The 24,737-nt window shown below is 73.5% G+C and carries 19 protein-coding genes; 11 read left to right on the forward strand and 8 right to left on the reverse strand.

Annotation, left to right across the window (positions count from 1 at the left end):
- Positions 1-6: 6 nt before the first annotated feature.
- Together OG885_RS37220 and OG885_RS37225 are read right to left on the reverse strand one after the other, a co-directional pair.
- Positions 7-1,575: an ABC transporter ATP-binding protein gene (locus OG885_RS37220; protein ID WP_405739404.1), complete on the reverse strand. Its 1,569-nt coding sequence runs from the start codon at positions 1,573-1,575 to the stop codon at positions 7-9.
- A gap of 43 nt (positions 1,576-1,618) precedes the next feature.
- On the reverse strand, positions 1,619-1,813 hold the full coding sequence (locus tag OG885_RS37225; RefSeq protein WP_059196315.1) for a hypothetical protein: 195 nt from the start codon (positions 1,811-1,813) through the stop codon (positions 1,619-1,621).
- 260 nt (positions 1,814-2,073) lie between these two features.
- Between OG885_RS37225 and OG885_RS37230 the strand changes: the two genes are divergently transcribed.
- The 5 genes from OG885_RS37230 to OG885_RS37250 all read left to right on the forward strand — a co-directional run bounded on the left by OG885_RS37230 (position 2,074) and on the right by OG885_RS37250 (position 7,625).
- Positions 2,074-2,466, forward strand: coding sequence for an ankyrin repeat domain-containing protein (locus tag OG885_RS37230; RefSeq protein WP_405739408.1), 393 nt, complete (start codon positions 2,074-2,076; stop codon positions 2,464-2,466).
- Positions 2,467-2,767: 301 nt separating this feature from the next.
- Positions 2,768-4,189, forward strand: a complete 1,422-nt coding sequence (locus OG885_RS37235; RefSeq protein WP_405739411.1) for a HEAT repeat domain-containing protein — start codon at positions 2,768-2,770, stop codon at positions 4,187-4,189.
- A 159-nt stretch (positions 4,190-4,348) separates the two neighbouring features.
- A complete protein-coding gene (locus OG885_RS37240) occupies positions 4,349-5,476 on the forward strand; it encodes a glycosyltransferase family 4 protein (protein ID WP_405739414.1) in 1,128 nt (375 codons plus the stop codon).
- Positions 5,473-6,792, forward strand: a complete 1,320-nt coding sequence (locus OG885_RS37245; RefSeq protein ID WP_405739417.1) for a glycosyltransferase — start codon at positions 5,473-5,475, stop codon at positions 6,790-6,792. The genes OG885_RS37240 and OG885_RS37245 overlap by 4 nt, the downstream gene beginning before the upstream one ends.
- Positions 6,789-7,625, forward strand: coding sequence for an SGNH/GDSL hydrolase family protein (locus tag OG885_RS37250; protein ID WP_405739420.1), 837 nt, complete (start codon positions 6,789-6,791; stop codon positions 7,623-7,625). The genes OG885_RS37245 and OG885_RS37250 overlap by 4 nt, the downstream gene beginning before the upstream one ends.
- A 60-nt stretch (positions 7,626-7,685) precedes the next feature.
- Here the strand turns inward: OG885_RS37250 and OG885_RS37255 are convergent, their stop codons facing one another.
- Genes OG885_RS37255 through OG885_RS37275 form a run of 5 tightly spaced genes read right to left on the reverse strand, consistent with a single transcriptional unit; the run spans position 7,686 to position 12,084 of the window.
- Positions 7,686-8,555 carry a biotin-dependent carboxyltransferase family protein gene (locus tag OG885_RS37255; RefSeq protein WP_405739423.1) on the reverse strand — a complete coding sequence of 290 codons (870 nt, stop codon included), beginning with the start codon at positions 8,553-8,555 and terminating at the stop codon, positions 7,686-7,688.
- A complete protein-coding gene (gene pxpB, locus OG885_RS37260; RefSeq protein ID WP_405739426.1) occupies positions 8,552-9,175 on the reverse strand; it encodes a 5-oxoprolinase subunit PxpB in 624 nt (207 codons plus the stop codon). Before pxpB ends, OG885_RS37255 begins: the two co-directional genes overlap by 4 nt.
- Complete coding sequence (locus OG885_RS37265) at positions 9,172-9,930, reverse strand: LamB/YcsF family protein (protein ID WP_405739429.1); 759 nt, start codon at positions 9,928-9,930, stop codon at positions 9,172-9,174. Before OG885_RS37265 ends, pxpB begins: the two co-directional genes overlap by 4 nt.
- A 40-nt stretch (positions 9,931-9,970) precedes the next feature.
- A complete protein-coding gene (locus tag OG885_RS37270; protein ID WP_405739432.1) occupies positions 9,971-10,792 on the reverse strand; it encodes a putative hydro-lyase in 822 nt (273 codons plus the stop codon).
- Complete coding sequence (locus tag OG885_RS37275) at positions 10,789-12,084, reverse strand: MFS transporter (protein WP_405739435.1); 1,296 nt, start codon at positions 12,082-12,084, stop codon at positions 10,789-10,791. The genes OG885_RS37270 and OG885_RS37275 overlap by 4 nt, the downstream gene beginning before the upstream one ends.
- Before the next feature lie 140 nt (positions 12,085-12,224).
- On the opposite strand from OG885_RS37275, the gene OG885_RS37280 reads away from it, so the two are divergent.
- The 4 genes from OG885_RS37280 to OG885_RS37295 all read left to right on the forward strand — a co-directional run bounded on the left by OG885_RS37280 (position 12,225) and on the right by OG885_RS37295 (position 20,147).
- Positions 12,225-12,920 (forward strand): GntR family transcriptional regulator, encoded by a 696-nt coding sequence (locus OG885_RS37280; RefSeq protein WP_405739438.1) that lies wholly within the window; start codon positions 12,225-12,227, stop codon positions 12,918-12,920.
- 82 nt (positions 12,921-13,002) lie between these two features.
- Positions 13,003-14,529: a hypothetical protein gene (locus tag OG885_RS37285; protein ID WP_399958489.1), complete on the forward strand. Its 1,527-nt coding sequence runs from the start codon at positions 13,003-13,005 to the stop codon at positions 14,527-14,529.
- Positions 14,530-14,596: 67 nt separating this feature from the next.
- A complete protein-coding gene (locus OG885_RS37290; protein WP_405739441.1) occupies positions 14,597-15,487 on the forward strand; it encodes a hypothetical protein in 891 nt (296 codons plus the stop codon).
- Positions 15,488-15,524: 37 nt separating this feature from the next.
- Complete coding sequence (locus tag OG885_RS37295; protein ID WP_405739444.1) at positions 15,525-20,147, forward strand: hypothetical protein; 4,623 nt, start codon at positions 15,525-15,527, stop codon at positions 20,145-20,147.
- 86 nt (positions 20,148-20,233) lie between these two features.
- Here OG885_RS37295 and OG885_RS37300 read toward each other — a convergent pair whose 3' ends face one another.
- Positions 20,234-20,776 carry a hypothetical protein gene (locus OG885_RS37300; RefSeq protein WP_405739447.1) on the reverse strand — a complete coding sequence of 181 codons (543 nt, stop codon included), beginning with the start codon at positions 20,774-20,776 and terminating at the stop codon, positions 20,234-20,236.
- 418 nt (positions 20,777-21,194) lie between these two features.
- On the opposite strand from OG885_RS37300, the gene OG885_RS37305 reads away from it, so the two are divergent.
- Together OG885_RS37305 and OG885_RS37310 are read left to right on the forward strand one after the other, a co-directional pair.
- Positions 21,195-24,302, forward strand: coding sequence for a nitrate- and nitrite sensing domain-containing protein (locus OG885_RS37305; protein ID WP_405739450.1), 3,108 nt, complete (start codon positions 21,195-21,197; stop codon positions 24,300-24,302).
- Entirely contained in the window at positions 24,299-24,736 is a 438-nt protein-coding gene (locus tag OG885_RS37310) for a roadblock/LC7 domain-containing protein (protein WP_399958502.1), read from the forward strand. The genes OG885_RS37305 and OG885_RS37310 overlap by 4 nt, the downstream gene beginning before the upstream one ends.
- The last annotated feature ends 1 nt before the right edge of the window (position 24,737 follow it).

Here is a 24,737-nt window from a genome sequence, read left to right on the forward strand (position 1 = left end):
GACCGCCTACGGCGCCTCGGCGACAACAGCTTCCGCTTCCACCGGAATCTGCTCCGCCTCCACGGGAGTGGTCCGCGGCGGCAACAACGCCAACACCGCCTGCCGATCCGCGTCACTCGTCTCGTCGTCGTACGGATCCGGCGTCGACGGCACCTGAAGCCGATGGACCGGCCCCGTACCGAGGCGGGCGTAACCCCGGCCCGGTGGGACGTCGGTGACCGGGGTGGTGCGCGGGGGAGCGCCGAGGACCGCCTCCAACTGCGCCGGCGTCGCCGGGCCGAGGACGACCCGCGCGCGCGTGTGCTGGCGTACCGCGTCGCTCAGCGCGTCCGCGCTGTCGAACTGGTCGGCCACGACGACCGTGACGCTCGCCGCGCGGCCGTGCCGCAGCGGGACCTGGAGGAGGGACTGCGGGTCACGGTGGCCGTCGGCCGTGGCCAGGTGCGTGAACGCGCTGGGACGGTCCAGCAGGATCCACAGCGGGCGGCGGGTGTCGTCCGGCGGCGGATGGCCCGCCTGGCGGGCCCGGTTGAGGGCGATCAGGCGCCGCTCCGTCTCGGTGGCCGCCCACTCGAGGCTGGCCAGCGCTCCGGTCAGCCCGCACTCGACCGCCAGGACGCCGTCCCGGCCGGTGAGGCAGGCGTACTCGCCGGTGCCGCCGCCCTCGACGATGACGATGTCGCCGTGCGGCAGGGCCTGGAGGGCGATGGAGCGCAGCAGGGTCGAGGTGCCGCTGCCCGGCTGGCCCACGATCAGGAGGTGGGGCTCCGTGGAGCGGACGCCGGTGCGCCAGACGACGGGGGGCACGTCGCGCTGTTCCTCGCCGTGGGTGAGGGGGAGGGTGCGCTGGACCTCGGTGGGATCGGTGAAGCCGAGGACCGTCTCGCCGGGTGCCGTGACGAATCGCTGGGCGGCGATGTCGGTGGGCAGCGGCGGCAGGACGGTGACGGAGAGCTGGTTGCCCTCCTCGTCCCACGCGAAGCGGTACTCACGGCCGCGGCCCGACTTGGCGTGCAGCAACTGCTCGATACGCGCGCGTGAGTCGGCCTCGCCGTCCGTGAAGTAGGCGGGGTAGCGGATCACCAGCTGGGTGATCCGGCTCGTCTCGTCGAACTCGTACTCCGGGAAGGCCTTCTCCCACTCGCCGCCGTGGGCGTAGAGCGGGGCCGGGTCCTCGGCGGTCGAGAAGTACGGCACCAGGGCGTCGTAGAGGGACTTCAGCCGCTGGGTCTGCGACTCATCCGGGCCGTCCGGCGCGGGCGGGGTGCGGTCCCTGCCCTGCCATGCTGCCGCCGCCATCAGGGAGATGACGGCGAGCAGCGGACCGTACGGCACGAGTGCCACGACCAGGACCACCGACGCCACCAGGAACAGCAGCGGCCCGCGCTTGTCCTTGGGGGTGTCGGCCCACCTGCGCCGCCCGGCCGAGGCCAGCCGGCGCAGTCCGCGGGTGATCGTGATCAGCGGGTGGAGGACGTCGGTGGCGCTGTCGGCCGCCGTCCGGGCCAGCTCCCGGCTCCGGGCGATCTGCGCGCTGCCTGTGCTCAGGATGCGGGGGAGGGGGCGCCGGGCCACTGCAGTCTCCTGGTTGTGCGTACGGACGGGACGAGGGACGGGGTCAGAACTTGATGCCGCCCAGCAGGCTCGCCAGGCTCTCCCCGCCGGCTCTGATGCTCGGAGCGATGGCGGTGCTCGCGAGATAGAAGCCGAAGAGGGCGGCCACGAAGGCGTGCGACGCCTTGAGTCCGTCCTTGCGGAAGAAGAGGAAGACGATGATGCCGAGCAGGACCACGCCTGAGATGGACAGGATCATTTGAGGTCTCCTGGTTCGGGGGGACAGTCACCATGAGTACTTCCAGGCTCACAGGATGTATCCATACGATAAAAGGTGCAACTGGGTGAATTCCGGGATGTTTCACCCGTCTGACGGTGCCGACTTGGGCCGGATGGGCAGGGGACTTGCGTCCGACCGGGTCAGTGGTGATCTTTACCTCCGGCACATCGGGTCATGTGCCGCGCGAGCCAGTACCCTGGCGATTCACCTGAACGGTTGTATGAGAGGCGGTCCGGCCGATGACTGAAGCCCCCGACCCCGAGGTCGTGGAGCTGGCGACCAAGATCTTCGATCTGGCCCGCAGGGGACAGACCGAGGCCCTCGTGTCGTACGTCGACGCGGGTGTTCCGGCCAACCTCACCAACGACCGCGGTGACTCCCTCGTGATGCTCGCCGCCTACCACGGCCACGCCGAGGCGGTGCGCGCGCTGCTCAGCCGCGGGGCCGCGGCCGACGAAGTCAACGACCGAGGCCAGACCCCGCTCGCCGGGGCGGTCTTCAAGGGGGAGACGGACGTCATCAAGGCACTTCTCGAGGGTGGTGCCGACCCGGCCGCGGGGACCCCGTCGGCCGTCGACACCGCCCGGATGTTCGGCAAGACGGAACTGCTGGAGTTGTTCGGCGCACACTGATCCGAACGTTCTGACCAGCGAAGACACGGAAAACGGGGGAGGCGGTACAGGGCCGCCGAAATTTCGGTCGCGGCAGATGTAAGTGCCGAGTCATCATGACGTCGTGATTCACGGACGCGATGGCTGGGCAGGTGTTGCCGCACCGCGCGGGCCGTGACGCGGCCCGCATGGGCCACCGACGAGAGGCAGAGGAAAATGGTCTACAGCAAGCAGGAAACGGCGGGCGCCCCGACGTGTTGTCACGCGGCCAGGTGAAGCAAGAACCCCGGTTGCGTCGACGCTTGATGTGAGGCTGTTTCCCATGTTCGAACCGGTCATAGCGCCCAGCGGTACGCTGCTCGGCCTGCTCCAGCGGGGCCGCGGCGACGGCACACTGCACGCGCTCACCGCCCCGCGAGCCGAAGCGCTCGCGGCCCTGAACCACTGTGTGCTGCGGGACCCCCGCCACGACTGGCAGGTGGAGAACCGCTCCCTTTACTACGCCCGTCTCTACCTCGACCTGGGCGGCGAACTGGACCGCATCGAGGCCCACCTCTTCGACGTCGAGGACCACTTCGACGACGAGGAGTCACGGACGGGGCTCGCCCTGGCCGTCCTCGGGCACCTCGCCTCCTACGGCAGGCAGGACGCGCTCGAACTGCTGCGCAGGTACGCCGCCTCGGGCACCAACTGGGCCTGGGCCCTGGACGAGCTGGCCCTCAGGGACGACGACGCGGGGCTGCGCGCCCTGGCCGCGCCCGTGCTGGCCCGTTTCACCACTGACGCCGAGGGCGAGGCCGAGCTGGCCGCGACCGTGCGCGACGCCTTCGAACCCCGGCCCTGGCGGCTGTGGGCCGAGGATCCGCGCGAGGAGATCGCCTCGCGCGTGCGTGCCGCTCACGAGGCCGGCTGCTTCGACCGCTGGCAACGGCAGATGCGACCTACCGGGCCCCGCCCGGGGTGGAGCGTGCAGGCCGTCTTCGAGTGGGCCGAGCAGGGCGTCGAACGCGGCGCCGCGCTCCATGTCCCCGCCGCCCGCTGCCTCATGGCGGTCGCCGGACCCGAGGACCGGCCCGAGATCGTCGCCGCCGCGAAGGACGGCACCGAGGGGGCCCGCTGCACCGCGCTGCGCTACCTCGCCGACAGCAACGATCCCGACGCCCTCGATCTGATCGAGGTGGCCGTGGTCACCGGCACGACGCCGGTCGTCGAGGCCGCCGTCAACGCCTTCGAACGGATGCGCAGCATCGCCGCCGTGGACCGTGCCCGGGGCTGGGCCCACCGGCCCGATCCGCTGGGCGCCGCCGCCGGACGCATGCTCGCCTGCCGCGGCGGGGTCGAGGACAAGGACCTGGTCCTCGCCGCCCTGCGCGAGGCCGTACGGGGCGAGGGGCCGGACGCGCCGACCCTGTGGACCCTCGTCGACGGCACCGGACGGCTCGGCATCGCCTGCGCCGCCCCCGTACTGCGCCACATCTACCGTGAGACGGCCTCGTCCCATCTGCGCGGCCGGGCCGCCCGGGCCCTCGCCGCCACCGACCCCTCCTTCGCCACCGGCTTCGCCGTCGAGTGCCTCTGGGACTGCGAGGAGACCACCCGAGAGATCGCCGCCCGGCACGCCGAGACCGCCGACGCCCGCGTCGTCGAGCAGCTCCGCCGCCTCGCCGCCGACCCGGCCGAGGAGGCCGAGGTCCAGACCGCCGTACGCAGCCGGATCGGCCCCCCGGACGCCGCCGCCATGTGACCGGCACGCCCTCAGGGTGAACTCGGGACGACCCGCGGGTCAGGCGCGTATGGACACGGCCTGACCTGCGCGGGTGCGCGACGGAACGCTCACGGGACGTTCCTCGTCCGGAAAGATCCACGTTGACGCGTTCACGTCCGGTGCGGCGACAACACCGGTATGCGTGTCGTCATCGTGACCGAATCCTTTCCCCCCGACGTGAACGGCGTGGCCCACTGCGCGCTCCAGACCGCCCGGCACCTCGTGGATCGCGGTCATTCCCCGCTCGTCGTCGCGCCGGCCACCGCGGCCGGTACCGGGCCCGACGCATCCGCGCCGTGCCCCGTCGTCCGTGTCCCCTCCCTCCCCCTCCCGGGCTACCCCCAGGTCCGGGTCGCCCTCCCCAGCCGGCGCGTCGCTGCGGCCATCGCCGAGCACCGCGCCGACCTCGTCCATCTGGCCAGCCCCTTCGTCCTCGGCGTCCGCGGCATGGCGGCGGCCGCCCGGCTCGGCATCCCCGCCGTCGCCGTCTACCAGACCGACCTCGCGGGGTACGCCCGCACCTACGTCCACGCGGGCGAGGCGGCGGCGTGGCGCCGCATCCGCTCCGTCCACGCCGCCGCCGATCTCACCCTCGCCCCGTCCGGCGCCGCCCTGCACGACCTCGAGTCCCACGGAGTGCCCCGGGTACGGCTGTGGCCGCGCGGCGTGGACACCGCCCGCTTCCGCCCCTCACTGCGCGACGAGGCACTGCGCCGTGAACTCGCCCCGAACGGCGAGCTGATCGTCGGCTACGTCGGACGGCTCGCCCCCGAGAAGCAGGTGGAGCTGCTGGCGGGCGTGTGCGGCCTGGAGGGCGTCCGCGTGGTCGTGGTGGGCGACGGGCCCAGCCTGCCCTCGCTCACGGCGGCCCTGCCGGGCGCGGTGTTCCTGGGGCGTCGCACCGGCGACGAACTGGCGCGGATCTTCGCCTCCCTGGACGTGTTCGCGCACACCGGCCCCTTCGAGACCTTCTGCCAGACCGTGCAGGAGGCCATGGCCAGCGGGGTTCCCGTGGTCGCGCCCGCCGCGGGCGGTCCGCTGGACCTCGTCGCCCACGGCCGCACCGGCCTGCTGGTCCCGCCGCGCGACGCGGCCGCCGTACGGGACGCCGTCTGGGCCCTGGCCGCGGATCCCGGTCTACGGGCCGCGTACGGCGCCGCGGGGCGGGCGACGGTCGAGGGACGCACCTGGGCCGCCGTCGGCGATCAGCTGCTGGGGCACTACGCGGGCGTGCTGGCGACACGGCGGACGGCGGTGGCGGCGTGACCGGCTCATGGACCGACGCCGGGGGCGGTGTCCGGCCGCTGCGGATCGTCCGGCTCGCGAACTTCGTGGCGCCCGCCTCGGGCGGCCTGCGGACCGCGCTGCGGGAGCTCGGCAAGGGCTACAAGGCGGCCGGGCACGAGCCCGTGCTCGTCGTGCCGGGTGAGCGGGTCAGTGACGTCGCGACCGAGCAGGGGCGGGTGATCACCCTCCCCGGGCCGCTGCTGCCGGGCACCGGCGGCTATCGCGTGCTCGCCGACCGGCGGCGGGTGGCCCGGCTCCTGGAGGCGCTGGCCCCGGACCGCCTGGAGGTCTCCGACCGTACGACGCTGAGGTGGACCGGGAAGTGGGCACGGCGGGCGCGGGTGCCGGCCGTGATGGTGTCCCACGAGACCGCCGACGGTGTGCTCCGCACCTGGGGCGTCCCGGAGGGCGCGGCCCGGCGTACCGCGGACGCGCTGAACCTCCGTACGGCACACACCTACGCGCGCGTGGTGTGCACCACCGAGTTCGCCGAGCGGGAGTTCGTGCGGATCGGCGCGCGCAACGTCGTACGGGCGCCGCTCGGCGTCGACCTGGCCGAACGGCACCCCGCGCTGCGGGACGCGCGGCTGCGTGGCGTCTACGCGCGCGTGGACGAGACGCTGCTGGTGACGTGCACCCGGCTGTCGGTGGAGAAACGACCCGGCACCGCGCTGGACGCCTTGGAGGCGCTCGTACGGCGTGGTCGGCGGGCGGTGCTCGTGGTGGCGGGGGACGGACCGCTGCGGTCGCGGCTCGAACAGCGGGCGCGGGAGCGTGGGTTGCCGGTCGTGTTCCTCGGGCACGTCGCCGACCGCGGACTGCTCGGCGCGCTCCAGGCCTCCGCCGACGTGTGCCTGGCTCCCGGGCCCGCCGAGACCTTCGGGCTCGCCGCCCTGGAGGCGATGGCCTGCGGCACACCCGTCGTAGCGAGCGCCTCGTCCGCGCTGCCCGAGGTGATCGGGGCGGCGGGAGCGGTGGCGGCGGACCACGGAGGCGGCTTCGCGGACGCCGTGGAGACGCTGCTCGACCGGCCGGTGGCGGAGCGCCGAGAGGCCGCACGCGCGCGTGCGGAGTGCTTCGGGTGGGGGACGGCTGTCGAGGCGTTCCTCGCGGCGCATGACGCGGTGGTGGGGGTGCGGGGCGCCGGGACCGGTGTGGACGTTGCCTCGGTTCACGGGCGTTCGGTTCACGGGCGTTCGGCTCACGGCGGCTCGGTCGGTGGCGGCTCGGTGGCCGGCGGATCGGTCGGTGGCGGACCGGTCGGGGGCGGTTCGCTTCATGGAGGTCCGCGGTGAGCGCCCTGCGGTTCGTCGCCCTCGGTGACTCGCTGACGGAGGGGGTGGGCGACCCCGTCGGCGATGGCTGGCGGGGGTGGGCGGCCCTGCTCGTCGGCGGTCTGGGGCGGTCCGTGGAGTTCACCAACCTCGCCGTGAGCGGGGCGCAGACGCGGGATGTGCTGGAACGGCAGCTGCCCGCCGGGCTGGCCCTGCGTCCGGATGTCGTGTCCGTCGTCATCGGTGTCAACGACACCCTGCGCTGCACCTTCGACATCCATGCCGTGGCCGCCCGGCTCGACGCGGTGTACGCGGCCGTCACCGCACAGGGCGCGGTGCTGCTCACGGCCTGTCTGCCCGATCCCGGCGCGATGCTGGGGCTGCCGGGGGCGCTGGCGAGCCCGCTGGCCCGGCGGCAGCGCGCGGTCAACTCCGTGGTCCACGCGCTGTCCGAGCGGTACGGGGCGGTGCATCTGCATGCCGCCGAGGGGGCCTGGATCAGCGACCGCGCGATGTGGAGCGCGGACCGGCTCCACCCGGGTGAGCGGGGGCACCGGCAGCTCGCCGTACGGTTCCACGCGCTGCTGGCGGAGGCGGGGCTGGCGGCGGGGGCAGCGCCCTCGGCCGAGCCGGAGTTCCCCGTTCCCACCCGGTCGGCGAGCCTGTTGTGGCTGGCTACCGCGGGGACCGGGTGGGTGGCTCGGCGGTGTACGGATCTGTTGCCGCAGTTGCTTCGGCTTGCGGCCGATGAGATGCGGCATCGGGCTCGGGGGACGAGTGCGCGGCTGGATTTGGGTACGGCCGCTGCGGTTTCGGCTGCTTTGTCTGCTTTGTCTGTTTCGGAGGTGGCATAGCAGTTTTGGGTGCGGGTGCGTGGGGGCTGGTCGCGCAGTTCCCCGCGCCCCTGGGGTGTGTCAGTGTCTGCGCACTCCCAGAAAGCGAATCGGCGTTCCTGGTGCCGCCTGGGCTGCTGCCGCGAGGTCTTCTGTACGCACTACCGCGATCACGGGGTATCCCCCCGTCGTCGGATGGTCGGCCAGGAACACCACCGGCCGGCCGTCCGGCGGGACCTGCACCGCGCCCAGGACCATGCCCTCGCTGGGGAGTTCACCCGGCCGGGCCCGCTCCAGCGCGGGGCCCTCCGTGCGCAGGCCGATGCGGTTGCTCGCGGGGGACACCCGGTAGGCGCGGGACGTGAAGGCCCGTACCGCCTCGGGCGTGAACCAGTCGTCGCGCGGGCCGAGCGTCACCCGTAGGACGAGCTCCGCCGGGGGTGCCGGCTGGGGAGCCACGTCCACGCGCGCGGGGAGGGTGCTCGGGGTGCCCAGGGGCAGGACCGCCCCGTCCGTGAGCGGGGCCGGGCCCAGGCCGGAGAGGAGGTCCGTGGAGCGGCTGCCGAGCACCGGCTCGACGGCGATGCCCCCGGAGACGGCCACATAGCCTCGTACGCCGCCGCGGGCGGTTCCGACGTCCAGGAGCGCCCCGGCGGGCATGTGCACCGGCGCGCCCCAGGCGACCGGGCTGCCGTCCACCCTGACCGCGCAGGGGGCGCCCCCGACGGCCACGGTGACCGCGGAACGCGGCCGTACCGAGCAGCCGTTGAGCGTGGTCTCCAGGACGGCCGCCTCCGGTGGATTGCCGACCAGGCGGTTGACGAGGGTCGCCGTGGGCCCGTCAAGGGCTCCCGAGCGGGGTACGCCGAGGTGGGCGTGGCCGGGTCGCCCCAGGTCCTGCACGGTGGTCAGTGCTCCGGCGCGTACGACGCAGAGCGCGCGGTCCGTCACGCCTCCACCGCCCCTGCCGGCACGAACCTCACGCGCGTGCCCGGCGACAGCAGTGCGGCCGGTACGCGCGCGTGGTCCCAGAGAACGGCCTCCGTGGTGCCGATCAACTGCCAGCCGCCGGGGGAGGAGCGGGGGTACACGCCCGTGTAGGGCCCCGCCAGTGCCACCGCCCCGGTGGGGACGGCCGTGCGCGGGGTCGCCCGGCGCGGGACGTCGTACCGCTCCGGCAGACCGGTCAGATAGCCGAAGCCGGGGGCGAACCCGCAGAAGGCGACGGTGAATTCGGTGTTCGCGTGGATACGGGCCACCTCGTGCGGGGGGACGCCCCAGTGCGCGGCCACGTCGGCCAGGTCCGGACCGTCGTAGCGCACGGGGAGCTCGACGACGGCACGCGCGCGTGGGGGAGCGGGCGGTACGTCCGTGGCGGTGAGCTCGGCGGCCAGGCGGGCCGGGTCGGCGAGGCCGTCGAGGAGGACCGTGCGGGCGGCGGGGACGATCTCCCGGACGGACAGGGAGCCCTCCGCGCGGCGGCGCAGCAGCTCCGCGTGCAGGGCCCGGGCCTCCTCGCCCGAGGACACCTCCACGAGCAGTGCCGTGTCACCGACGGGCAGCGCCCTCATGCGAAGGCCTCCACGCGGATGCCCACCCCGGTCAGCCGTGCGCGCACCCGTCGGGCCAGTTCCACGGCTCCCGGTGTGTCCCCGTGCAGGCACAGCGAGCGCGCCCGGACCGCCACGCGCGAGCCGGAGTGCGAGGTGACCGCGCCGTCGCGGGCCAGGCCCAGCGAGCGCTCCACGACGGCCTCCGGGTCGGTCACCACGGCCCCCTCCTCGCCGCGCGGCACCAGCGCGCCCGCCGCGGTGTACGCGCGGTCCGCGAACGCCTCCGTGACCGTCGGCAGACCGGAGCCGCCTGCCAGCTCCAGCAGGCGGGAGCCGGGCAGGCCGAGCACGGGCAGGGCGGCGTCCGCGAGGCGGACCCCGTCGACGACAGCGCCGGCCTGCTCCTCGTCGTGCACGACGCGGTTGTAGAGCGCGCCGTGCGGTTTCACGTACGACACGCGCGTGCCGGCCGCTCGCGCGAAGACCTCCAGGGCGCCGATCTGGTAGGCCACCTCGGCCGCCAGCTCGGCGGGCGGCACGTCCATCGCGCGCCGCCCGAAGCCGGCCAGGTCCCGGTAGGAGACCTGGGCCCCGATCCGTACGCCGCGCTCGGCCGCCTGCTCGCACACCCGCCGCATGGTGGCCGCGTCCCCGGCGTGGAAGCCGCAGGCCACGTTGGCGCTGGTGACGACGGACAGCAGCTCCTCGTCGTCGGTCAGCCGCCAGCGGCCGAAGCCCTCGCCGAGATCGGCGTTGAGATCGATCGAGATCATGGAACTTCTCAATCTCCTTCCGTCCTTGGTCCGGTGGCGCTCACGCCACGCGGTACTGCTGGTCGCGGGCGTCGGTCAGGAACATCTGGCCCGGCGCGTGCGTGAGGGCGAACGGCGGGCGCGAGGCCATCACCGCGGCCTGCGGAGTCACTCCGCAGGCCCAGAACACGGGGATGTCGTCCGGTTCGACGTCCACCGGGTCCCCGAAGTCGGGGCGGGCGAGGTCGTCGATGCCGAGGGTCGACGGGTCACCGCAGTGCACGGGGCCGCCGTGGACGGCGGGGAGCAGACTGCTCTCCCGGATCGCCGCCGACAGATGCTGCGGCGGCACCGGCCGCATCGAGACCACCATCGGGCCGTGCAGCCGCCCCGCCGGCCGGCACTGCCAGGTCGTCTCGTACATCGGCACGTTGCGCCCCTGCTCCAGGTGTCGCAGGGGTACGCCCGCCTCGGCCAGCGCCCACTCGAAGGTGAAGCTGCACCCGATGAGGAACGACACCAGGTCGTCGCGCCAGTGCGCCCGCACGTCGGTCGGCTCGTCCACGAGTTCGCCGTCCTGCCACACCCGGTAACGCGGCAGGTCGGTACGGAGGTCGGCGCCGGGCGCCAGGACCGTCGTAGGAGATCCGGCGTCGGTGACGTCGAGCACCGGGCACGGCTTGGGGTTGCGCTGGCAGAACAGGAGCATGTCGTACGCCCAGTCCGCGGGCACCGAGATCAGGTTCGCCTGGGTGTGGCCCGCGGCGACCCCGGCGGTCGGGCCCGTGAGCCCTTCCCGGAAGCGGGTGCGGGCCTCCTGCGGGCTCCACGCGTGCGCGTGCTCGTCGGCAAGGGTCAGGGGGCGGTCTTCCGTACGGTTCACGCGAGTTCCTTCCCGCGGGTCTCCGGCAGTCCGAACAGCGCCAGCGCGGCGAGCGCGTAACCCAGTGCGCCGAAGACCAGCGCGCCGCCCACGCCCCAGCTGTCGGCCAGGAAGCCGACCGTGGTGGGGAAGACGGCACCCACGGCCCGTCCGGCGTTGTACGTGAAGCCCTGTCCGGTGCCGCGCACCGCCGTCGGGTACAGCTCGGCCAGGAAGGAGCCGAAGCCGCTGAAGATCGCCGACATGCAGAACCCGAGCGGGAAGCCGAGTACCAGGAGCAGGGTGTTGGCGCCGTCCGGGATGTTGGCGTACGCCAGGATGCAGACCGCCGAGAGCAGGGCGAAGAGCCAGATGTTGCGGCGGCGGCCCAGCCGGTCGGTGAGGTAGCCGCCGGTCAGATAGCCGAGGAAGGCGCCGGAGATCAGGAAGGTGAGATAGCCGCCCGTACCGACGACCGACAGCCCGCGGTCGCTCTTCAGATACGTCGGCACCCAGGTGGCGAGCGTGTAGTAGCCGCCCTGGACACCGGTCGACAGCAGCCCCGCGAAGATCGTCGTACGCAGCAGCCCCGGCTTGAAGATCGCCGTGAAGGACGTCGCGCCGCGGCTCTTCTCCCGTACCGCGATCGCCTCGGGCGCGTCCTGCACACGGCGGCGCAGCCAGACGACGAGCAGCGCGGGCAGCGCGCCCGTCCAGAACATCACGCGCCAGGCCAGGTCGTCGTCGAGGAACGAGAAGACCAGCGTGTAGACGACGGCGGCGAGCGCCCAGCCCACCGCCCACGAGCTCTGGACGGCGCCGAGGGTACGGCCCCGGTGCTTCGCGCTCGCGTACTCGGCGACCAGGATCGCGCCGACCGCCCACTCGCCGCCGAAGCCGAGCCCCTGGAGAGCGCGGAAGACCAGCAGGGACTCGAAGTTGGGCGCGAAACCGCAGGCCACGGTGAAGACCGCGTAGGTGATCACCGTGATCATCAGGGCCCGGACCCGCCCGGCCCGGTCGGCCAGCACTCCGGCCAGGGCCCCGCCGACCCCGGAGGCCAGCAGCGTGACGGTGGTGAAGAGGCCGGTCTGGCCGCTGTCCAGGCCGAAGTAGGCGGCCAGCGCGACCATGCTCAGCGGCAGCGTGAAGTAGTCGTAGGAGTCCAGGGCATAGCCGCCGAACGCGCCGGCGAAGGCACGCCGGCCGCGCGGACCGAGGGCGCGGAACCAGCCCAACGCCCCGTCATCGGCGGGGCGTTCGGTCGTCGTGGGGTGAGCGGTCAGGGCCTGCGGTGGAGGAGTCGTGCTCATGTGCACCTCGCAGTGGGAGGACGGAGGGTGCGGAACTGAGCCGTGCGGTGCGGTGTGATGGGGAAGAAGGTAGAGGATCGTTGAACGATCCTTCAATACCCCTGTTGTTTCGTTCTCAGGTCTGCGGTTGAATTCCGGGCATGGCAGAGCAGCTGAGCGGACTGGCCGACGACCGCGCCCTCCTGGGCCGTACCAGCACGGCGGAGCGGGTCTCGGACATCCTCAGGAGCCGTATCGCCGAGGGCTATTTCCCGCCCGGTACGCGGCTGTCGGAGGACAGCATCGGCGGCGCCCTCGGGGTGTCCCGCAACACACTGCGCGAGGCGTTCCGACTGCTCACCCATGAACGACTGCTCGTCCACGAGCTGAACCGGGGGGTGTTCGTCAGGGTCCTGACCGTCGAGGACGTCGAGGACATCTACCGCACCCGCCGGCTCGTGGAGTGCGCGGTGGTGCGGGGCCTCGGCGAGCCGCCGTACGCGCTGGAGGGGCCCGCCGAAGCGGTGGCCGAGGGGCTGCGGGCGGTGCGCGAAGGTGACTGGAAAGCGTTGGGTACGGCCAACATCCACTTCCACCGCGAACTGGTCGCCCTCGCCACCAGCGAGCGCACCGACGAACTCATGCGCAGCGTCTTCGCCGAACTGCGGCTCGCGTTCCACGTCGTGGACGACCCGCGGCGGCTGCACGAGCCCTACCTCGCGCGCAACCAGCAGATCCTCGGGGCGTTGGAGACGGGCGACAAGGACGAGGCGGAGAAACTGCTCGCGGTCTATCTGGAGGATTCGCTGGAGCGGGTGGTGGAGGTCTACCGGCGGCGGGTGGGGGAGGACGGCTAGCGTCCGGATCCTGTCGCCGGCGGGTGGGGTCTGTTCTGCGTCGTTTTAGTCGTTGTCAGACCGAGGACCTAGTCTGTGCACCGTGACTTCGCCTGCACCGACGGACCGTGTTCCGCCCCAGCTCAGCGCAGCGTCCCGCCCCGCTCCGGGGCCGGCCGCCGACGAGGGGCTGGCGCGGCGGCTGCGCGCGCTCGCGTGCACCGCGCCGCTGCACGACCTGGACGCCCGCAAGGCGAACCTCGCGGGCGAGTACTCGGTGTACGGCATGGCGGAGGTCGCCTTGGCCGCCATCGACCTGGTCACCCTGAACATGGACTTCGACACGGGCGCGGACCACGACCAGATCGTCGCCCGCCTCATCCCGCGCATCGCCGCCCAGGCACCCCAGCGGCCCGTCGCCGAGCACGAGCGCGTGGCCCGCTGGGTCCTCGAGAACCTGATCAACGTCGGCAGCGTCGACCGCGGCTTCCGCGCCGTGTACGGCACGTTCGCGCAGGACGGCACCTATGTGCGCCGCGACTACGACTTCAAGCTGATCGAGGAGGTCCCCGGGCCCGGCGGTTCGGTGTACCTCCGTACGACGGACGAGGCGGTCAACGTCCTGGTCGGCGCCCTCGACACCGACGTCACCAGCGCCCAGATCGCCGCCGAGGTCAAGCTGGAGGTGCTGATCAGCCGCGGCCGGCTCGCCGACGCCCAGCTCGCCGCCGAGCAGGCCCGGTACCGGACCGTGCAGTACTCGGAGACCCTGCGCCGGGCCCTGGACGCGACGCGGCGCAACGTCCGCGCGGTGGACTGGCTCAACGCCGTCCCCGACATGATCACCGAGGCGCTGGACCACGTCGCCGACCGATACCGCCACGAGAACGCGATCCTCACCAACATCCGCAAGGCACGCGACGAGTCCGAGGACCCGGAGCAGAAGCGGCGGGCCGCCGAACTGGTCGACATCGTCAAGGACTGCATCCGGCGCCACACCCAGCTCCAGTCCCGGCTCCTGGAGGCCGGACCGCTGTTCCGCGCGGAGCAGGACCGGCAGGCCTTCGCGACGCCGATGACGACCTCGGGCATAGACCTGTACGGGCACCTGGTCGCGCCCGTGCTGCCGCTGCCGCTGGAGCAGGCGGTCCGGGTCACCGACGCCTTCTTCGCGCGGGGGACCGGGCTGCGCACGCCGGTGTCGGTGCGGGTCGGCGACCTCGTCGACATACTGCTGACGCCGCCGGCGGAGCGGGAGCATCTGGGCGCGGAGATGCCCGAGCCGGACCTCATCGCCACGCCGGACGACAGCCGCTTCAGCGAGGAGCAGCTGGCCTCGGCGATGGAGCTGCTGGACCTGCCGGCCGACGCGCCCCGCCGGCTGTCCGGGCTCCTGACCGAGGCGCGGCGACAGGACCCCGATCTGCCGTATCTCGTCGCCCTGTTGGCCGTGCACGCGGCCAGTCCGGCGGTCGGCACCGCCTACCGGCAGGGCGAGGAGAAGCTGCTGTTCGCCGTGGACGACGGGACCGAGCTGGACGACCCCGAGTTCGGCGGGGCGGATCTCATCGTCGGGACGGCCCTGCTGGACGCGGTGGGCATGGCGGCGGACAGGACAGAAGCGGCATGAGTCGAGGAACCGTGGCGCACGAGCAGGGAACCGTGACGCAAGAAATCGTGGACCGAGGAGACCGACCGTGACAGAGCACGTCGAGTGGAGTGAGCCGGACGCCGGGCCCGTCCCCGTCTCCGCCGCCGTCACGCCCGCCGACGCCGCTGACGCGGCTCGGCTCGTCGCCTTCGGCCTTCAGCCCAAGCTCCAGCCGGCCCGCGACCAGGAGTACACCGACCTGCTGCGGCGCTACCGGGAGGACGGGGCGTTCGCGCGGCTCGCCGACGCCGTGGCCGCCGGGCTCGGGCTCGTCGTCCTGGAGGTGTCCCCGCGCGCGGGGATGGCGGTGACCGCCGCCGAGGACTCCGTGTTCGCCGTGCGGATGGGCGACTACGCGCGTCGGACCTCCGCCGACGGCAGCGACCGGTTCCTGCACGGCCTCGCCCATCTCGCCGTCGCCGCCATGGCCTACCCGCGCCCCGAGGACCTCGCCGACGACGGCTACATCGGACGCGTCAGCGTCAACGGCGTCGACGCGTTCGTCCGGCAGGCGTGCCGGCGCCTGGAGGAGCGCGCCGAGGAGGTGGGCGAGAACACCGACCCCGCCACCGAGGCACCCGGCCTGGAGTCGGCCTGGCGGATCTGGGCGAGACGCAGCGCCACCGGCGCCACCAAGGACGCCCGCCGCCTCGCCGGTTCGACCACCGGCATCGTCGGCAAGGCCGCCGCGTTCCTCACCGACTCCGGCTTCCTCCAGCGCACCGGCGACGACAACGGCGGTACGTACCGCACCACGGCCCGCTATCAGCTCCAGGTCCGTGACATGGCCGGCAGCTCTGCCATGGCCGAGCTGCTGGAGCTGGGCGTCGTCCCGGTCACCGACGGCACACCGACGCTGCTGCCCGCGGAGAACACCGAGGACCTGGAGCTGGTGGCCGACGCCGGCCTGCCGTTCCACACGCCTTCCCCGTCCTGAACTCCCCCCACCTGCCGAAGACTTACGAGAGTCCGCCATGTACGAGCTGTCCCGGGTCCGCCTCTACTCCATCGGTCCCGCCGGTGCGCGCTACGCCGACACCGTGCTTGACCTGCGGGGCGTGGGCGATGTCGTGCCCGACCCCGCGCCCGCCCAGGCGGAGTTCTTCGAGGAGGAGCCGGTCGGCCCGCCGCGCCGCCCGGCACCCGCAGGCGTGCTCTTCCTGGAGAACGGCGGCGGCAAGTCCGTACTGCTCAAGCTGATCTTCTCGGTGATGCTGCCCGGTCACCGCAACACCCTGGGCGGTGCCAGCTCCGGCGTGCTGCGCAAGTTCCTGCTCGCCGACGACTGCGGGCACGTCGCGCTGGAGTGGCAGCACACGCTGACCGGTGAGTGCGTGGTCGTCGGCAAGGCCAGCGAGTGGCGGGGGCGGCAGGTCTCCAACGACCCGCGGAAGTTCGCCGAGGCCTGGTACTCCTTCCGGCCCGGACCCGGGCTTTCCCTGGACAATCTGCCGGTCGCAGAGTCCACCGCCGTACGGCCGCCCGTCGAGGGCGCGTCCGGGGCACAGGGACGCCGGCGCACCATGAAGGGCTTCCGGGACGCCATCACCGAGGCGGGCAAGGCCTATCCGCACCTGGAGGTGCACTGGGAGGAGATCCACGACCGCTGGATCGAGCACCTCGGCGACCTCGGCCTCGACCCCGAACTCTTCCGCTACCAGCGGGAGATGAACGCCGACGAGGGTGAGGCCGCCGGTCTCTTCGCGGTCAAGAAGGACTCCGACTTCACCGACCTGCTGCTGCGGGCCGTGACAGACACCCGGGACACCGACGGACTCGCCGACCTGGTCAGCGGCTTCGGCAACAAGCTGGGCCGACGCGCCGAACTGATCGCCGAGCGGGACTTCACGGCCGGGTCGGTCGATCTGCTCGGACGGATCGTCGAGGCGGCCGAGGCCCGGGCCCGGGCGCGTGACATCCACGCCGGAGCCGAGCGCCGTACGCGCACACTGGCCCGGCGGCTCTCCGCGCGCGGCGCCCAGGAGCGGGTGCGGGCCGCCGACCTCGCCCAGCGGGTCACCGCGGCGGCCTACGCCGTCACGCATGCCGAGGGGGCGCGGGAGCGCAGCGCGCTGATCGCCGCCGAACTCGCCTACCGACACGCCTCCTTGGCCCTCGCCGGGGCCGAGAAGTCCGCCGCCGCACAGAAGCGCGAGCTCGCCGACGCCCGCACGCTGCACTCGGCGTGGCAGGCCGCCGAGGCCGTCCTGCGCCACCGCGCCGCCGCCGACCGCGTCGCGCGCGTGTCCGCCGCCATCCAGGAGGCCGAGCGGGACGCGGCCCCCGCGCTGGCCGCCCGCGCCAAGGCCGCCGTGGACCTCGTACGAGCCCTGCACGCGGCCGCCGAGAGCGCCGAGACCCTCGCCAACGAGGAGGAGGAGCGCTCCGCCGCCCTCCAGGAGGTCGGCGAGTCCGCTCACCGGGACGCCACCGCCGCCGCCACCGAGGCCCAGCGCGCCCGCAGCGAGGTCGGGCATCTGCGCCAGCGCCTCACCGAGGTCGAGCAGGAGACCGCCGAGGCGGTGCGGGCCGGCTGGCTCGACGACAGCGCACCCGACGCCGACCCCGCGCGCGCGGCCCTCGCGGCCAGCGACGCCGAGAAGACCGCCGTCGCCGCCTGGGACACCGCCCGGGAGACGGCCCGCCGGGCCACCGAGCACGCACGCGAGGCGGGCGCCGCCGAGTCGAGGGCCGAGCTGACGGCGGCCCGCGCGGCCGACGCCGCCACGGCGGCCGAGCGGTCCTACGACGCCGAGCGACGCCTTGCCGAGGCGCTGGCCGCGGAGCCCCGGCTGGCCGAGCTGCTGGGCCTGACGGGCGGCGAGACGCGCTCCGTCGTCCCGCAGCCCCGGCAGGACGGCGACGACGAGGACCGCACCGGCCTCACCCCCGAGGACCTCGACCGCTTCGCCGACGAGTTGCGTGAGCTGCTCGACGACTCCGTGTCCTCCGCGGAACGCCAGCTTTTCGAGCTGCGCACCGCCGCCGCCGACGACTCCCGGATCCTCGGCGCGCTCGGTGACGGCGGGCTGCTGCCGCCCGGCCCGGACGTGCTGGCCACCGTGGAGTTCCTGGGGGAGCACGGCATCCCGGCGCTGCCCGGCTGGCGCTACCTCGCCCAGGCCGTCGACCCCACCGACCACGCGCGCGTGCTGGCCGCCCGGCCCGAGCTGGTCGACGGCGTGATCATCACCGACCCGGACACCCACGCGCGTGCCCGCGAGGCCCTCGGCGAGGCGGCTCTCCTGCCGCGCTCAGCCGTCGCCGTCGGTACGGCGGCCGCCCTGCTCGCCCCGACCCCGGCCGCCGACCCGGCGGGCAGCGAGGCCGTCTTCCTCGTACCGCCGAACCCGGCCATGCACGACGAGCACGCCGCGGACGAGGAGCGGCAGGCGCTGCGCGCGCGGGCGACCGAGCGCGACGAGGAGATCCGCTCGCTCGCCGCCCGGCTCGGCAAGGACCGGGAACTCGCGGCGCGGCTCGCCTCCTGGCGCACCGGCTGCCCGGCCGGCCGCCTCGTCGAACTCGCGCGGACGGCGCACGAGGCACGCGCCTTCGCCGAGGAGTCCGAGGCCGAACTGGCCGAGGCGCGGACCGTGCGGGCCGAGGCCGACGAGGTCGCCGCCGAGGTCACGCAGGTGCGCGACGAGCGGCAGGAGGCCGCGCAGAGGGCGCGGCGGGCCGCCGACGCCCTCGCCGGGCTCGCCTTCCGGCTGCGGGAGCGGGCCGGCTGGCAGGTCAAACTCCGTGAACTGGCCGACGAGGCCACCGAGTCGGAGGCCCGCGCCCAGACCTGCCTGGAGCGGGCCCGCGCCGCCGACGAGGACCGGCGCGCCGCCCAGCGGGCCGCCGACGACGCCCGCCGCACCGCGCGTGCGCTGCGCTCCGAGCGCTCCGAGATCGCGGGCGCCCCCGACGACGTACCGGACAGCGACCCGGACGCGCCGAAGACGTCCCTGCCCGCGCTCCGCGAGGCCTACCGCGCCGCCTCCCAGCTCTACGAGAAGGTCGGCGTCGGCGCCGATCTGCGCGCAGAGCAGGCACGGGCGGAGAGCGACGAGAGCGCCGCCCTGGCCGAGCTGAACCGGCTGAGCAACAAGGTCCGCACACGCGCCGAGCAGCTGCTCCAGTCGCCCGACGGCTCCGACGGGCCGTCCCGGCAGGCCGCCGCGTCCCGCGCCGAGGAGCTCGTGCAGCTCCTGGAGACGCGGATGTCCAGCGCGAGCGAGCAGCTCGGCCGACTGCGCGGCGAGGCGGAGCGGCACGCGCCCGAGGACGGCGAGGCCCACACCGAGCTGGCGGAGGAGCTCCAGCCGCGCGACGCCGACCACGCGCAGGCGCTGCTGCGCACGGCCACCGCGGAACTAGCCTCCCGCACCGAGGCCTTGACGCAGGCCCGGGAGGCGCACGCCGAGCTTCTCGACGCCCATCGCGCCGCCGAGGACGCCGCCGGCGGCTTCGACGAGATCGCCGCGATGCTCCGCGACCTGCTGCGCGAACATGTCTCGGAGGAGGAGCAGGAGGAGGCCGAGGCCTACCCCGGCAGCACCGAGGAGGCCCGGCAGTCCGCCGCCGAGGCCCGACGGTCGCTGCGCGGCTGCGCCGCCGACCTGTCGGCCGCCGAGGGCGCCGTGCGCGAGGCGAGCGATGTCCTCGTCCGGCACGCCAACTCCACGCGCTACGAGCAGGTCCGTACCCCCGCCCGCCAGCAGATCCGCGAGCTGCCCGCCTCCGCGCTGCCGGAGCACGCGCAGAAGTGGGCCGATGCCTTCGCTCCCCGACTCCGTGTCCTCACCGACGAGTTGGCGCAGCTGGAGCGGAACCGTGACTCCATCGTCGACCGGCTCAGGGGGCTGGTCGAGTCGGCGCTCGCGACCCTGCGGTCCGCTCAGCGGCTGTCCCGGCTGCCCGAGGGCCTCGGCGAGTGGTCCGGGCAGGAGTTCCTGCGGATCCGCTTCGAGGAGCCCGACCAGGCGACGCTGACCGAGCGGCTCGGTGACGTCATCGACGAGGCGACGCGCGCGGCGGTGAAGAAGAACTCCGACCTGCGGCGCGACGGCATGTCCCTGCTGCTGCGGGGCGTCGGCGCGGCCCTTGAGCCCAAGGGTGTCGCCGTGGAGATCCTCAAGCCGGACGCGGTGCTGCGCGCCGAGCGGGTGCCGGTCGGGCAGATGGGCGACGTGTTCTCCGGTGGTCAGCTGCTCACCGCGGCCATCGCCCTGTACTGCACGATGGCGGCGCTGCGCTCCAACGACCGGGGCCGCGACAAGCACCGGCACGCGGGCACGCTGTTCCTCGACAACCCCATCGGGCGCGCCAACGCCACCTATCTGCTGGAGCTCCAGCGGGCCGTCTCCCGCGCCCTCGGTGTCCAACTCCTGTACACCACGGGCCTGTTCGACACGACGGCCCTCGCGGAGTTCCCGCTGGTCATCCGCTTGCGCAACGACGCCGACCTCCGGGCCGGGCTGAAGTACATCAGCGTGGAGGAACACCTCCGTCCGGGGCTTCCGCAGCAGGCGGAGGGCGAGGAGTCGGTGCACAGCGAGATCACGGCGACGCGCATGTTCAAGCGACCGGCGCCAAGCGCGTCGTAGCGGCACGGCGGGCGGTGTGAGAGCAGGCCAGCCGCCCCCACCTGGGCGCACGGCTGGGAGCGCTGCCTTGCCGCCCCGACCCGCGCTCAGGGGTGTGAGAGCTGCCCCGCCCCGCCCCGGCGGCGTATCCGCGCCTGTGCGCGCTCGGTCGCCCTGGCCTGTCGCCGCGTCTTGCGGCGCTCACGCCGCAGGGCACGCGCGGTGCTGCTGGGTTCCGACACCACGCCGTTGCGCTGGTTCCAGACCTGGCGGGTCACCCAGACGTCGAGGGCGCCCCACGTCGCCACGACGGTGCTCGCCACGCTGCTGAGGACCATCGGGAACGCCAGCCACGATCCGGCCAGCGTGCACAGGAACGCCACCATCGCCTGGACCAGGGTCACGGCGATGAGCAGCACCGCCCGCACCGCCGCCGTACGCACCGGGTCGGGCATCCGGCGCCGCGGCGCCTGCTCCTCGATCCACAACGGCCGGTAATACGACTCTTCCCGCTCCGCGGTGCGTTCCTCGCGTCCGCCCCCGCCGCCGGGAGCCGGAATGTCGCGATCCAGTGCCTCGGGGCTCCGCCGCGCCGTCAGGTGCGCCGCAGTGGCGTCCGTAGGCGCCTCGTGCCGCTCCGCCGTGCCCATCAAGGTGTCACTCCCCACCGCCAGCAGACCGCTCGCCCGTGCTCGAACACACGGCTCCCCAGTGGCTGCCCGGCTTGCGCTGTTTTACGCCGCCCGGTTGCGGGATGCGGCTCGTGTGGCCGATTCCGCCCCCATTTCCCGAAGAGAAGGACGAACAACACGCCCCGAAGATTCCCAGGAAACGAAAAATTCTGGCCAACTGCCCACCTGGGCCGGTCGGATCCGGACACGGCGTTGCCCCGCAAATGCGGGAGGCAATCTCCCGCAATGCCCGGACAACTCCCCATCTCGCGCCACCGGTGCGGAAGTTCGGCCTCCGGAAGGGTCTTCGAGTTAACTGTGCGTCGGTAGTAGGCTCGCGGCGTTTGTTGACGCACATGTGTACCCCCGGCCGGCGGGGGTCCAGCTGGGGGAGGCCATGCGCTTTCGCGGGAAGTCGATCCGCCGGAAGATCGTGGCGCTGCTTCTCGTGCCGCTGGTGTCCCTGGCCGCGGTCTGGGGCTTCGCCACGGTACTCACGGGGCGGGCGGTCACCCAGCTCTTCCAGGTGTCGACCGCCGTGGAGGAGATCGGGTACCCCACCGAGGACACCGTCCGCATCCTCCAGCAGGAACGGCGCCAGACACTCGTCTACCTCGCCGACCCGAGGGCCTCGGACGCGCTCTCCGCGCTCCGCACCACCCGCGGCGCCACCGACGAGGCCATCGCCAAGCTCCGTAAGAGCGCGCGGGACCCCGACGTCCGCGACGGACTGGACGCGGACGACGACGAACGTCTCACCGGCGTGCTGGACGCCTTCGACAGCGTCGACTCCCTGCGCCGCAGCGTCGAGGAGGGAACGGTCACCCGCTCCCAGGCCCTCGGCCGCTACAACCGCCTCGTGGACCCCTGCTACGCCCTGCTCGCCTCCCTCGACGGCATCGACAACGTGGAGATGGACAAGCAGGCCCGCGCCCTCGTCAACATCACCCGGGCCCGCGAACTCCTCTCCCGCGAGGACGCCCTCCTCGGCTCCTCCCTCGTGGTCGGCAAGCTCACCCGCGACGAGATCCAGGACGTCGCCGACCTGATCGCGCAGCGCAACCTGATGTACGACATCAGCCTGCCGGTGCTGCCCGCGAGCGAGCGCGAGCGGTACGACAGGTTCTGGAAGAACGCCTCCACCGCGTCCCTGCGCTCTGTCGAGCGGACCGTCATCACCTCCGAACCCGGCACCCCCCGCACCCTCACAGCCAAGGGCTGGGACGCGGCCGCGGGTGGTGTGCTCGAAGGGCTCGCGACCCTCAACGACCAGGCGGGCGACCGCTATCAGGACCGGGTCCAGCCGGTCGCGGTGAGCGTCATCGTCAAGGCGGCCGTGGTCGGCGTCCTCGGCCTGCTCGCCCTGCTCTTCTCGGTCTTCCTCTCGGTGCGCGTCGGCCGCGCCCTCATCCGCGACCTGCGCCAGCTGCGCCTGGAGGCCCACGAGGCGTCCGGAGTGCGGCTGCCCAGTGTCATGCGCCGCCTCTCGGCCGGCGAACAGGTCGACGTGGAGACCGAGGTCCCGCGCCTGGAGTACGACAGGAACGAGATCGGCGACGTCGGCCAGGCCCTCAACACCCTCCAGCGTGCGGCCGTCGAGGCCGCCGTCAAACAGGCCGAACTGCGCGCCGGTGTCGCCGAGGTCTTCGTGAACCTCGCCCGCCGCAGCCAGGTGCTCCTGCACAAGCAGCTCACGCTGCTCGACACCATGGAGCGCCGCACCGAGGACACCGATGAACTCGCGGACCTGTTCCGCCTCGACCACCTCACCACCCGTATGCGTCGGCACGCCGAGGGCCTGGTGATCCTCTCCGGCGCCGCCCCCTCCCGGCAGTGGCGCAAGCCCGTCCAGCTCATGGACGTCGTACGGGCCGCCGTCGCCGAGGTCGAGGACTACGAGCGCATCGAGGTCCGTCGCCTGCCCAGGGTCGCCGTCACCGGCCCGGCCGTCGCGGACCTCACGCACCTCGTCGCCGAACTCCTGGAGAACGCCACGGTGTTCTCCCCGCCGCACACCGCCGTCCAGGTCCTCGGCGAGCGCGTCGCCAACGGCTTCACCCTGGAGATCCACGACCGCGGTCTCGGTATGGCGGCGGACGCCCTGCTGGACGCCAACCTCCGGCTCGCAGAGACTCCGGAGTTCGAGCTGTCCGACACCGACCGGCTCGGCCTGTTCGTGGTCAGCCGGCTCGCCCAGCGGCAGAACGTCCGTGTCTCCCTGCAGCCTTCGCCGTACGGAGGCACGACAGCCGTCGTGTTCATCCCCAACACCCTGCTCACGGACGACGTCCCGGACACCAACGGCATCGGCTTCCGCCTCGACCGGCCCCGGCCCTCCAAGGAGGCCGAGCTGGAGGAGGCCCGCCGGGCGGAACTCGCCCACGTGCCCGCGCAGTTGCCCGGGCTTCCCGCGGCGCTTCTGGACGGCCCCGTGGAGCTGGAGGCCCCGGTCGACCTGGACGCCATCGACGACTTCCCGGGCGCCCTCGACGACGAGGACAGCGAACGCGGCGGCCTGTTCCGCCCCCGTCGCGGTCTCGTCCGCGCCGATGACACCTCGCCCTCGGCCGACGCGTCCCGCGAGAACTCCGGTACCGGCACCGCGGGGCGTGGCGCCGACGTCGTCGACGACCTGAACGCTCCGGTGCCGCTGCCCCAGCGCCGCACGCCCAAGCTGGTCAGCTCGCACGGCCGCCCGGTGACCGAGCAGCCCTCCCGACGCCAGGAGCCGGACGAGGAGCCCGTACGAGGATCGAACCGGTCCTTCTCGGCCACCCCGCCCCCGCTGCCCGCCCGCAGACGCGCCACGGGCCCGCAGCGCCGCACCACCGGCGTCGCCGACCACCCCGACGAACACCGCACCGAGACCCCGGCACCGCTGGGGCGCGCAGCCGACCCGTCGGCATCGGCCGGCCGCGGCTTCGAGACGCCGACCTCCACGGACGGCCTCGACGCGCCCACCTCCATGGACCGTCTCGACGTGCCGGCATCCATGGGCCGCTTTGACCCGCAGCGCGCCGACGCGCCCATATCCAGCCCCGACACGACGCCAGGCTCCCCGTCACTGCCCCGGCGCACCCGGCGCGCCGAGATCGCTGCCAGTGGCGGCTCGGGCGACGCCGCGCGCTCCAGCGGCGGCTCCGAGGCCGCCCACCCCACCGCGGACCCTGGAACCCCGCACCTGGACGGCACCGCCCCCGGGTCCGGGATCACCGGCGGCAGCGGCCCGCGGCCCCTCGGCAGCCTCGGGCCCCGGCAGGACGCGCCCGGCACGGCCCCGCTGCCCCGGAGGGTCCGGCAGGCCAACCTGGCGCCGCAGCTCAAGCAGAGCCCCGAGCGCCGTCCCGACCGGGAAGCCGGGTTCGAGGAGCGGGATGCCGACCAAGTACGCAACCGCATGGCGTCGCTCCAGCGCGGCTGGCAGCGCGGCCGTGAGGAGAACGCCGCGGGCGAGGACGCCCACAGCGGCACAGCACCACGAGGAACTAAGGGGGACGGTCGATGACCGCACCGAAGACGACCGGCCACACCGCGACGCCCAGGTCCGGCGAGCTCAACTGGCTCCTGGACGAACTGGTGGACCGCGTCGCCAGCATCCGCAAGGCCGTCGTGCTCTCCGGCGACGGACTGGCGACGGGGGCGTCCAAGGACCTGACCCGGGAGGACAGCGAACATCTGGCCGCCGTCGCCTCCGGGTTCCACAGCCTCGCCAAGGGCGTGGGCCGGCACTTCGAGGCGGGCAGCGTCCGGCAGACCGTCGTCGAACTCGACGACGCCTTCCTGTTCGTGACCGCCGCCGGCGACGGCAGCTGCCTCGCCGTCCTCTCCGACGCGGACTCCGATGTCGGCCTCGTCGCCTACGAGATGACGCTCCTGGTCAAGCGGGTCGGTGTACATCTGGCCTCCGCTCCACGCACCGATCTGCCCCAGGGCGGGTAGT

It is taken from the genome of Streptomyces sp. NBC_00028 (assembly GCF_045041065.1).
Classification (GTDB): Bacteria; Actinomycetota; Actinomycetes; order Streptomycetales; family Streptomycetaceae; genus Streptomyces.

What these genes read in the sequence shown, in the direction of transcription:
- OG885_RS37225 (WP_059196315.1), bottom strand. Translation starts at nt 1,813, where the DNA reads ATGATCCTGTCCATCTCAGGCGTGGTCCTGCTCGGCATCATCGTCTTC.
- OG885_RS37230 (WP_405739408.1), top strand. Translation starts at nt 2,074, where the DNA reads ATGACTGAAGCCCCCGACCCCGAGGTCGTGGAGCTGGCGACCAAGATC.
- OG885_RS37235 (WP_405739411.1), top strand. Translation starts at nt 2,768, where the DNA reads ATGTTCGAACCGGTCATAGCGCCCAGCGGTACGCTGCTCGGCCTGCTC.
- OG885_RS37240 (WP_405739414.1), top strand. Translation starts at nt 4,349, where the DNA reads ATGCGTGTCGTCATCGTGACCGAATCCTTTCCCCCCGACGTGAACGGC.
- pxpB (WP_405739426.1), bottom strand. Translation starts at nt 9,175, where the DNA reads ATGAGGGCGCTGCCCGTCGGTGACACGGCACTGCTCGTGGAGGTGTCC.
- OG885_RS37265 (WP_405739429.1), bottom strand. Translation starts at nt 9,930, where the DNA reads ATGATCTCGATCGATCTCAACGCCGATCTCGGCGAGGGCTTCGGCCGC.
- OG885_RS37275 (WP_405739435.1), bottom strand. Translation starts at nt 12,084, where the DNA reads ATGAGCACGACTCCTCCACCGCAGGCCCTGACCGCTCACCCCACGACG.
- OG885_RS37280 (WP_405739438.1), top strand. Translation starts at nt 12,225, where the DNA reads ATGGCAGAGCAGCTGAGCGGACTGGCCGACGACCGCGCCCTCCTGGGC.
- OG885_RS37295 (WP_405739444.1), top strand. Translation starts at nt 15,525, where the DNA reads ATGTACGAGCTGTCCCGGGTCCGCCTCTACTCCATCGGTCCCGCCGGT.
- OG885_RS37300 (WP_405739447.1), bottom strand. Translation starts at nt 20,776, where the DNA reads ATGGGCACGGCGGAGCGGCACGAGGCGCCTACGGACGCCACTGCGGCG.
- OG885_RS37305 (WP_405739450.1), top strand. Translation starts at nt 21,195, where the DNA reads ATGCGCTTTCGCGGGAAGTCGATCCGCCGGAAGATCGTGGCGCTGCTT.
- OG885_RS37310 (WP_399958502.1), top strand. Translation starts at nt 24,299, where the DNA reads ATGACCGCACCGAAGACGACCGGCCACACCGCGACGCCCAGGTCCGGC.